The organism is Klenkia sp. PcliD-1-E, from assembly GCF_024124375.1.
Taxonomy (GTDB): domain Bacteria; phylum Actinomycetota; class Actinomycetes; order Mycobacteriales; family Geodermatophilaceae; genus Klenkia.
In genome coordinates, this window is sequence record NZ_JAMXRZ010000146.1 from 1 (window position 1) to 9,025 (window position 9,025).

Genomic DNA, 9,025 nt, shown 5'->3' on the forward strand with positions numbered 1-9,025 from the left:
CAGTCCCCGGAGCGGAGCTCGTCGAGCACCGCGCCCTGCAGGCGGGGGAGGGCGTAGGTGGCGAAGGTGGCGCCGGCACCGGCGTCGAAGCGGCGGGCCACCTCCACGAGGGCGACCTGGGCGCAGGAGAGCAGGTCCTCCCGGCTGACGTGCGCGGGCAGCGAGATCCGGGCCGCCACCGCGTTCACCGCGTACTGCGCGAGCGCGATGTGCTCGGTCACCAGGGCGTCGACCGACGGGGTCGACGGCGTCCGGGCCGGCCGGGACGGGCCCGCCTGGGGAGGCGACGGGCGAGACGGGTTCACGCCCCCTATCTCGGCGTCCCACGAGTCACACCTGACCCCCCTCGGCAACTCCTGCACCGAACTTGAGCACTCGGCTTCACCGTCGTCGGGATGTGCCGAAGACAGCCCCCGAGACCGGTGAGCGGCGACGCCAGCGGCACGACCGACACGAGAGGAGCCACGGTGGACTTCCAGCACCTGTCGACCCTGCTCTGGCGCGAGCAGGAGCTCTTGGACCTGCTGCTGTTCAAGGCGGAGGAGAAGCAGTACCTCATCGTCTCGGGCAAGAACCGCTGGCTGCCGCGCATCGCGCACGAGATCGAGGTGGTCCTGGACCAGCTGCGCACCCTGGAGGTCGAGCGGGCCGCGGTCGCCGAGACCATCGCCGCGCAGCTGGGCCTGCCGGCCAACCCCTCGCTGCGGACCCTCGCCGAGGCCGCCGGCGCGCCCTGGGACGACCTGCTGGTCAAGCACCACGAGACCCTGCTGGTCCTGGTCAGCGAGCTGCGCGGGCTGTCCGACGCCAACCGCGACCTCATCGCCAACGGCCTGGCCGCCATCGACGAGGCGCTGCTGACCGTCCGGCCGGACAACGTCCGCACCTACTCCGCCACCGGCCGCACCCAGGCCGGTGCCTCCCGCTCGGTCAGCCTGGACGGTGCGCTGTGAGCGGCTTCTCCTCCCTCACCGTCGCCTCCCGGGCGCTGGCCGCCCAGCAGCGGGCCATCGACGTCACCGGGCAGAACGTCGCCAACGCCAACACCGTCGGCTACACCCGGCAGCGGGTGGAGATGCAGTCCCTGGCCAGCGTGTCGGCCTACGGCCTGCAGTCCCGCGAGGACAGCCCGGGCAACGGGGTCAGCGCGGACAAGGTCATCCGGGTGCGCGACGCCTTCCTGGAGCGCCGGGCCCAGCAGCAGGCCGGCCTCACCAGCCAGGCCGCGGCCACCGCGGCCACCTACGACCAGCTCGAGACCTCCTTCGGCGAGCCCGGGGACACCGGGATCCAGAGCCTGCTCACCAAGACCTCGGCGGCGTGGAGCCAGCTGTCCACCCGGCCGACCGACACCTCCTCGCGGATCGCCGTCCTGGCGTCGGCCGACGCGCTGGCCAAGGGCCTGCGGACGGCGAGCGCGGCGATCGACGCCCAGTGGACGAACACCCGCCTCGAGACCGTCGACGTGGTCGACGAGGCCAACGCCACGCTGGCCCAGATCGCCCAGCTGAACAGGACGATCCAGGAGTCCCAGGGCAACGGGAACCCCGCCAACGAGCTGCAGGACCAGCGCGACGGCCTGGTGGCACTCCTGTCCAAGACGCTCGGTGCCACCGGCGTCGAGGGCGAGAACGGCATGGTCGACGTGGTCGTCGACGGCAACGTCCTGGTCAGCGCCGGGAACGCCTCGAAGCTGGCGCTGGCCGGCGGCATCGACCCGCTGACCATGGGTACCAGCCCGGTGCGGCTGGCCGTGGCGCCGGGTGGGTCGGTGCTGCAGCCCGGCGGCTCCGTCGGCGGTCAGCTCGACGCGCTGAACACGATCCTGCCGAGCTACCAGGGCAAGCTGGACGTCGTCGCGTCGAAGCTGAGCGCGGTCAACGGTGTGCTCGCCACCGGCTACGACCAGACGGGGGCCCCCGGCACCGCGCTCTACAGCGGGTCGACCGCACGCACCATCGCCGTCGTCCTCACCGACCCGGCCAAGCTCGCCGCCGCGGCCAACGGGCCGCTGGGCACGGACGCCTCGGCCGACGGGCAGGTCGCCGACGCGATCGCCGACCTCGGCAAGCAGGCCGGCGGCCCGGACGCCACCTACCGCGACATGATCACCGCCCTGGGCATCGCCTCCCGCAGCGCCACCGGCGCGGCCGCGACCGCCAGCACCGTCCTGGGCCAGGTCGACCAGGCCCGGCTGTCGGTCAGCGGGGTCTCCCTCGACGAGGAGATGACCAACCTGCTGGTGTTCAAGCAGTCCTACGCCGCGGCCGCCCGTGTGGTGACCGCCCTCGACGAGATGCTCGACGTCCTGATCAACAAGACCGGCCTGGTCGGAAGGTGACCTGATGCGCATCACCCAGCGGACCCTCGCGGACAACAACATCCGCAACATGGGGACCAACCTCGCCGCCGTCGCCAAGCTCAACGACCAGATCACCTCCGGCAAGGCGATCACCAAGCCGTCGGACAACCCCAGCGGCACGGCGACCGCCATGCGCACCCGCACCGACCTGGCCGCCAACGACCAGTACGGCGCCAACATCACGCAGGCCGGCACCACGCTGGCCGCCGCCGACGGCGCGCTGGCCACGGTCGGCGACATGCTGCGCCGGGTCCGCGACCTGACCACCCAGGCCGCGAGCACCGGGTCGCAGAGCCCCGAGTCGCTCAAGGCGTTGTCCATCGAGGTGGCCGGTCTGCGCGACGGGCTGCTGGCCATGGCCAACCGGACCGTCGACGGCCGGCCCGTCTTCGGTGGGGCGACCTCGACGTCGCAGGCCTACGACACGACCACCGGTGCCTTCACCGGCCGGGCCGGTGTCCCCCTCGACGTGCGGGTGTCCCCGACCGAGACCGTCCGCACCGACGTCGACGGACCCACCGCCTTCGGTCCCCCCGGTGCCGACGTCTTCGCCCTCGTGCAGCGGATCGCCGACGAGGTGACCGCGACCCCCACGGGCGACCTGACCGCCTCCATCGGCGACGTCGACGCCGCGCTGTCCCGGGTGACCGCCGCGCGCACCGAGGTGGGCGTCCGGGTGAACCGCCTGGACACCGTCAAGGCCGTGAACGCCGACGCCGCCATCTCCCTGGGCTCCCAGCTCGGCGACGTCGAGGACATCGACACCGCCAAGGCCTACCTCGAGCTCAAGCTCCGGCAGAACGCCTACGACGCAGCGCTCACCGTCAGCTCCCAGACCATCCAGAACTCGCTGGTCGACTTCATCCGCTGACCCGCCCGACCCGTGGGCCCCACCCGCACCGCAGATCTGCGTGTCGGGTTGCGCGACTGCCGATCATGCAGTCAGGTCCACGGCCAAGCGGCGGCAGGAGGCCGTCGCAGCCACCGACACCCATGGAGGGGTCCAGGTGCTCACGCTCACCCGCACGATCGGCGAGACCATCCGCATCGGCGACGACATCGAGGTGCACGTCGTCGAGGTCCGCGGCAACACCGTCCGGCTCGGCTTCAAGGCCCCTCGCGAGGTGTCCATCCACCGCGAGGAGGTCTACGAGCAGATCGCCGCCGCCCGCCGGCTGGCCGTGCGCGTGGCCGCCGACGCGGTCGGTGCGCTGACCGCCGCGCTGGGTGGGACGAGGGGGTCCGCAGCTGGCACACAGCCGGCCGCCGCGGTGAGCGACACGGCGGCGCGGTCCTCGGCATGATCTGCCCACGAATCCGTCGGTAGTTGGGCGACACGAACCTCGTTTCGGCTCAACCCGGACCCCTCGGTGCGCAATCCTTTCCCCCAAGCACGTGACAGGGGGCAATCAAGATGCGACACAGCGCGACCGACACGGATGACCTCGTCCGGACCGCCGGCCCGACGCCGGCGGCAGGACCCGTCCTCACCGCGGCACCCGATGCCGACCGGGACGGCGACGACCACCTCGTCGTCCACGTGCAGCTGCGGCCCCGCCGTGCGGCTGCGCGCAAGTGCCTGACCGCGCTGGCCCAGCTCGCCACCGAGCACGCCGGTGTCCCGGTCACCCTCGCCGGCCTGAGCAAGGACGACCGCGTCCTGCGCATCACCGTCGCCGTCGACCTCGGCCCACGCCTGGAGGTCGCCCGCTTCAGCCCGGCCGCGCAGGCCGCCTACGGCTTCGTGTCCGACCTGTTCACGGTCCTCTACGACCACATGCCGGTCTACGCGACCGAGCCCACCGCCGAGGAGAGCGCCGTCGTCGCGCCGTTCCTGCGGGCCGGTGACCGCCCGCTGGCCGCCGAGCCGGTCTGGCAGTCCGAGGTGCTGGGCGCCGTCAGCGCCTGAGGGCCGACGCGCCCCGCCTCCAGCACGTCCCCGCAGCACCTCGCAGCTCGTCCTCGACCGAGACGCGATCCCGCAGCCCGCGCCGGCCCCGCCCGGCGGGCTGTCTTCCCCCGAGATCCGACCCGACGACAGGAGTCACCCGGTGTCCGAGCCGCCCCGCAGGTCCAGCGCCCCGCTCGTGTTCGGCGGCATCACCGAGGACGAGGCCTGGGCGAGCACGCCCATCACGCTGCGCGACCGGGTGCACTTCCGCACGGAGCGGGAGCTGCCCATGGCGGAGTTCCGGGCCGCCCTGCCCGACGCGGTCACCGTCACCCTCGACGAGGGCGAGGGCCTCTACCGCGTCGACGGCGACGCCGGCCAGGCCGCGGAGCTGTCGGCGCTGGTGAAGAACTGGTGCGCCGTGCACGGCTACCGCACCGTCGGCCTGCGCGCCGAGAGCGGGGTGCGGCGCCGGGCCCCCCGCGACCTGCCCCCGCAGTTCCTCGCCGACCTGTGCCGGCACTACGGGCCGGTCAGCCTCAAGCGCCTGCAGCGGAACATGAGCACCATCCGGCTGCACATCCCCGACAACGACGACGTCGTCCAGCAGGTCAGCGAGTGGGTGCTCAAGGCCGTCGCGCAGTACGACGAGACCAAGGGCGTGCCCTTCGGCGCGTTCCTGGCCACCCAGCTGTCCAAGTGGGTGCACGACCTGGGCCGCGCCGCCTTCGGTCGCACCGCCACCGACACCGAGAACAAGCAGCAGAAGGCGATCGCCGCCTTCGTCGCCGAGCACCAGCGGCGGCCCACCGAGCGGGAGCTGGCCGAGCTGCTGGGCCAGAGCGTGGCGGTGCTGCGCAAGAACGCCCAGTCGGTGGCCACCCTCAACGGGCTGCGCAACCTGCAGTCGCTGGACGGCGTCCCCGACGGTGCCGACCACCTGCTGCCCGACACCGCTCAGGCGCCCGACGAGATCCTCGGCGAGGCCGAGCAGACCCTGCTCTCGCACGCCCTCACCGCGGCCTGCGCCCCCGACGTCACCGCGCGTCCCGACCAGCGGGCCGGCCAGCCCAACGTCCTGGGCTGGGTCACCTGGTACCTCACCACGTGGGGCGGGCAGACCAAGACCCAGCTGTCGGCCGACCTCGGCACCTCCGTGCGCAACATGAACGTGCACGCCGACCGGGCCGAGCGGGTGCTGAAGGACCGGCTGATGGAACTGGCCGGCTGACTCGGGTGGAGGAGTGCGCGCTGCTGCCGATAGATGAGGTCAGTGGGACGGGAGAGCCGTACGGGACCGTCCTGGGACGCAAGGGGAGCGTGTCAGCGATGTCGATGGTGTACGAGCAGTCGACCCGGGTCGTCCTGGTGCCGCACTGGCTGTCGGCCGCCGACCGCGACGCGCTCGCCGTGAGCATCGAGGCCGCCCTGACCCGCGCCGACCTGCCCGCGACCACTGCCGACCGCCTGGTCGACGTCCTCACCGAGCTGCACGTGGCCCGCGCCCGCGACGTCGTCTGGCCGTCCTCCACGGCGCGGGTCCGCCTGGTCACCGGGTGGGACCCCGACACCCTGCCGGTCCGCCTGTCGGCCATGGAGCTGGCCTGCACCCTCAGCCTGCCCGAGCTCACGCCCCCGGTGCGCGCCGCGCTCACCGGTGGCCGCTCGCTCTGACCCGACGCGCCGTGCCCGCCCTCGGCGCACCGCTGCGCCTGCTGACCCGGCTGGACCGCCGCACCTGCGACCTCGACGACCTGGTCGCCGCCGCCGCCCGCCTCTGCGCCGCCGGCGTCCCCGGCCTGTCCCTGCAGCTGGAGGACGACGTCCGCCGGCCCGCCCTGTTGGTCGAGGAGGACGAGCGCCTGTGGCGCGTCGACCTCGCCGACCTGGCCGACGAGCTCCCCTCCACCGGGGCCGACCTCACTCCCGCCGGCCTGGACGCCGTCCTGCGGGGGCTGATGGCCCGGCGCCCGGCCACCGACGCCGAGGCAGCCCGCCGCGGTGTCGCCGTTCTCGCCTGGTCCGGGCCTGCCGGTGACGACCTGGCCTGGCAGGTCGCCGTGGCCCGGGGGGACCGCCTCGTCGGCTGGGCCCCGCACCCCTTCACCTCCGCGCTCGACGTGCTCACCGTCCGCGAGGCCGCCCGGGCGCGGGCCGCCGACGTCGTCGTCCGCTGCACGGTCGAGGGGCCGGTGCTGCTGCTGGACGCCGACGCGCCGCTCCTGGCCACCGCGGCCCTCGCTGCACCCGAGCAGCTGGTCGCCCGCTCGGGCGAGCTGGGCCTGCTGCTCGCCGAGGGCAGCGTCGTGGTGACCCCCGGCCGGCCCGTGGCCTGGGCCCCGCGCACCGTCACCGCCCGGCTGGCGGGGGAGAGCAGCGAGCCCTGCGTCGTGCTGCCCTGGCGGGAGCTCGCCGACCTCCCCTGGGTGTAGCTCCCCGCTGTGCAGTGATCAGGGGACCTGATCACTGCACGGCCGGCCGCACGGACGTCGGTGTGGTCGGCGGTACGTGAGTGCGGCCGGCGGGGCCCACGTCAGGCCGAGCGCGACGGGCGCCCGGGGTCGCGGAGGCCACCGTTGTGCTGGACCAGGCGGACGCCGTCGGCCAGGGCGGGCCGCGGTGCGGCGAACAGCCGCTCCAGGCTGGCCACCTTCGCCGCCCACCCGACGTACAGGTCGCCCGGCTTGATGTGCGTGCCGCGCAGCCCGATGTCGACGAGCTCGTCGTGCTGGGACTTCTCGCGCCACACGGCCTCCGCCGCCGTGCGCCCACCCCAGGGGTCCAGCACCTTCACCTTGCCGTCGCAGTTGCCGAAGACCCCGTGCTCCGGCCAGTACATGTCCAGCACCGCCACGAGCCGGTTGCCTCGCCAGACAGCGACCTGGAGCAACGGCTGCGGGAAACCGGCCCCGACCACCCGGAGCCGCGTGCGGGTCTCGTGGGGCGAGTGGGCGCCCACCGCGGACAGGCCGAACGCCGTCGCCGCCTGGCCTGCACCCACCCAGTGCGTCTGGGCGAGCGCAGCGGCGGTCAGCTCGGCGGGCGTGGTGCGCCCGTCGGCCAGGGCGTCGTCGACGGCGACGACGGTGTCCTCGACCGCCCAGCTGCGGCCGACGTCGGCCAGGGTCCGGGGGAGGGACGTGATGCGGAGGACCCCGTGGGTGGTCGCATCGGCCCCGACGGGGGCCTCCAGCACCCGGTAGCCCTTGCCCACCCGGAACTGGGCGGGGTCGGTCAGCCAGACGCCCGGCGGTGGTTCGGCCGGCAGGACCAGCCCGTGCAGGCGCGCCGCTGACGTGTGGCTGACGACGGCCGGGCGCCCCAGCCTCAGGACGACGGCGGCGCACTCCAGGTCGTGATCCGTTCCGGCGGCGGCGTGCTGGCGCCAGATCGGCCCGGTCGTGTAGACCCCGTACCGCACGCGGTGCCAGGTGCCGGCGCGGAGCAGGGCGGGGATGGCCGTGCGGGGGACGCCGGAGGCGACGGCGTCCGCGGTGGTGAAGACGCCGCCGTTGCGCTCGAGCGCGGCTCGGATGAGGGGGTGCACGCGACCAGGGTGGGGTCGGTGCCGGGCTTCCGGGTCGACCTGGGGACGACGGCGGCGTGGTGTGGACGACGCGCCCCCCGGCGGCGTGCGCGTGCTAGAGGGGGCGCCGTCCTGGGCGGTGTGCGTCCACCCGCGGCGACGTCGGTGTGGTCGGCCGGACAGTGACCAGGGCCCCTGATCACTGTCGGGGCGGTGCCTCAGTCGGCCAGGTGGCCGAACTCCCAGTGCCACGGCTCCGGGTTGCTGCCGGTGGCCTGCGCCCAGTCCGGGTGCACCCAGCCCAGGTGGCCGGCGTAGGTGGCCATCCAGTCGTGCTGCGGGGTGCCGAAGACGTTGACGCCCCCGCACAGGTCCACCGCCAGCCCCCACCCGTGGTTGGACGTGCCGGGCACCGCGGTGATCAGCGGCTTGCGGACGTGCGCGTCCAGCTGCGCGGCGTAGGACCGGTAGGAGTCGGTGATGCACAGCGGCGTGCCGAAGGCCTGCTGGTAGGCCCGGTCCAGCGCGGTGTAGGCGGCCGCGGCGTCGCAGCGCAGCAGCTGGCCACCCCCGATCGGGCACAGCGCGGACGCCGGGACCCGACCGTTGGACCAGCCACCCCACGCGGGGTCGACCGGGGCGCCGCTGACGGTGGCCGCGGCCGGCAGCGCACCGCAGGTGGCGACGAGGGCGCCGGTGCCCGGCGGGGCGGCGTTGGGCCGGTCGACGGGCAGCGTGACCCGCACCGCGGTGGCCCCCTCGGGGAGGCCGGCGACGACGACCTGGTGGCGGCTCGCCGAGGCGGTGACCACCTGGCCGTCGCCGACGTAGACGCCGACGTCGTCGAGCCCCAGCAGGGGGTCGACCCCGAAGACCAGGTCACCGGCCTGCAGCTGCCCGGTGGGGACGACGGTGCCGGCCGACCACTGGTCCACCAGGCCGGTGCCCAGGGCGGTGCCCGCGGCGGTCCAGACGGTCGCGGCCAGCCCGCCGCAGTCCAGGCCGGCGGACGTGCTGCCGCCGGGGGAGTAGGGGGTGCCCAGCTGGGCGAGCGCGAAGCTCACCGCGGCGGCCGCCTCGGCGGAGGGCACGGTGACCACCGCACCGTCCACCACGCCGGCCGCGACCCCCGGGACGGGGGCGCCGGTGGCGTCCCGGGCCGGGCTGAGCCCACGGGGCAGGTCGCCGGTGCGGAGCTGGTCGGCCGTCGGCAGCGTCGTGCCGGCAGCGGCGAGCGCACCGAGCC

The 9,025-nt window shown here is 74.4% G+C and carries 11 protein-coding genes; 8 read left to right on the forward strand and 3 right to left on the reverse strand.

What is annotated here, in order from left to right:
* On the reverse strand, positions 1-221 hold a 221-nt coding region (locus NH342_RS20210), incomplete at its 3' end, for a sigma factor (protein WP_308200716.1).
* A 246-nt stretch (positions 222-467) separates the two neighbouring features.
* On the opposite strand from NH342_RS20210, the gene NH342_RS20215 reads away from it, so the two are divergent.
* From NH342_RS20215 to NH342_RS20250, 8 genes are all read left to right on the forward strand, one after another.
* On the forward strand, positions 468-953 hold the full coding sequence (locus NH342_RS20215; RefSeq protein ID WP_253017674.1) for a flagellar protein FlgN: 486 nt from the start codon (positions 468-470) through the stop codon (positions 951-953).
* Positions 950-2,341 carry a flagellar hook-associated protein FlgK gene (gene flgK / locus NH342_RS20220; RefSeq protein ID WP_253017675.1) on the forward strand — a complete coding sequence of 464 codons (1,392 nt, stop codon included), beginning with the start codon at positions 950-952 and terminating at the stop codon, positions 2,339-2,341. Before NH342_RS20215 ends, flgK begins: the two co-directional genes overlap by 4 nt.
* A 4-nt stretch (positions 2,342-2,345) precedes the next feature.
* The gene (gene flgL / locus NH342_RS20225) at positions 2,346-3,233 is read left to right on the forward strand and encodes a flagellar hook-associated protein FlgL (protein ID WP_253017676.1); all 888 of its coding nucleotides are present in this window, start codon (positions 2,346-2,348) and stop codon (positions 3,231-3,233) included.
* A 136-nt stretch (positions 3,234-3,369) separates the two neighbouring features.
* On the forward strand, positions 3,370-3,666 hold the full coding sequence (csrA, locus tag NH342_RS23745; protein ID WP_308200717.1) for a carbon storage regulator CsrA: 297 nt from the start codon (positions 3,370-3,372) through the stop codon (positions 3,664-3,666).
* A 110-nt stretch (positions 3,667-3,776) separates the two neighbouring features.
* Positions 3,777-4,271: a hypothetical protein gene (locus tag NH342_RS20235; RefSeq protein WP_253017678.1), complete on the forward strand. Its 495-nt coding sequence runs from the start codon at positions 3,777-3,779 to the stop codon at positions 4,269-4,271.
* Positions 4,272-4,413: 142 nt separating this feature from the next.
* Positions 4,414-5,484: a flagellar biosynthesis protein FliA gene (locus tag NH342_RS20240; protein WP_253017680.1), complete on the forward strand. Its 1,071-nt coding sequence runs from the start codon at positions 4,414-4,416 to the stop codon at positions 5,482-5,484.
* Positions 5,485-5,582: 98 nt separating this feature from the next.
* Positions 5,583-5,927 (forward strand): hypothetical protein, encoded by a 345-nt coding sequence (locus NH342_RS20245; protein ID WP_253017682.1) that lies wholly within the window; start codon positions 5,583-5,585, stop codon positions 5,925-5,927.
* An 11-nt stretch (positions 5,928-5,938) separates the two neighbouring features.
* Positions 5,939-6,685, forward strand: coding sequence for a hypothetical protein (locus tag NH342_RS20250; RefSeq protein ID WP_253017684.1), 747 nt, complete (start codon positions 5,939-5,941; stop codon positions 6,683-6,685).
* Between the two features lie 101 nt (positions 6,686-6,786).
* Here NH342_RS20250 and NH342_RS20255 read toward each other — a convergent pair whose 3' ends face one another.
* Positions 6,787-7,800, reverse strand: coding sequence for a type IV toxin-antitoxin system AbiEi family antitoxin domain-containing protein (locus tag NH342_RS20255; protein ID WP_253017691.1), 1,014 nt, complete (start codon positions 7,798-7,800; stop codon positions 6,787-6,789).
* Positions 7,801-7,997: 197 nt separating this feature from the next.
* The coding region (locus NH342_RS20260) for an NlpC/P60 family protein (RefSeq protein ID WP_253017692.1) at positions 7,998-9,025 on the reverse strand (1,028 nt) is incomplete at its 5' end.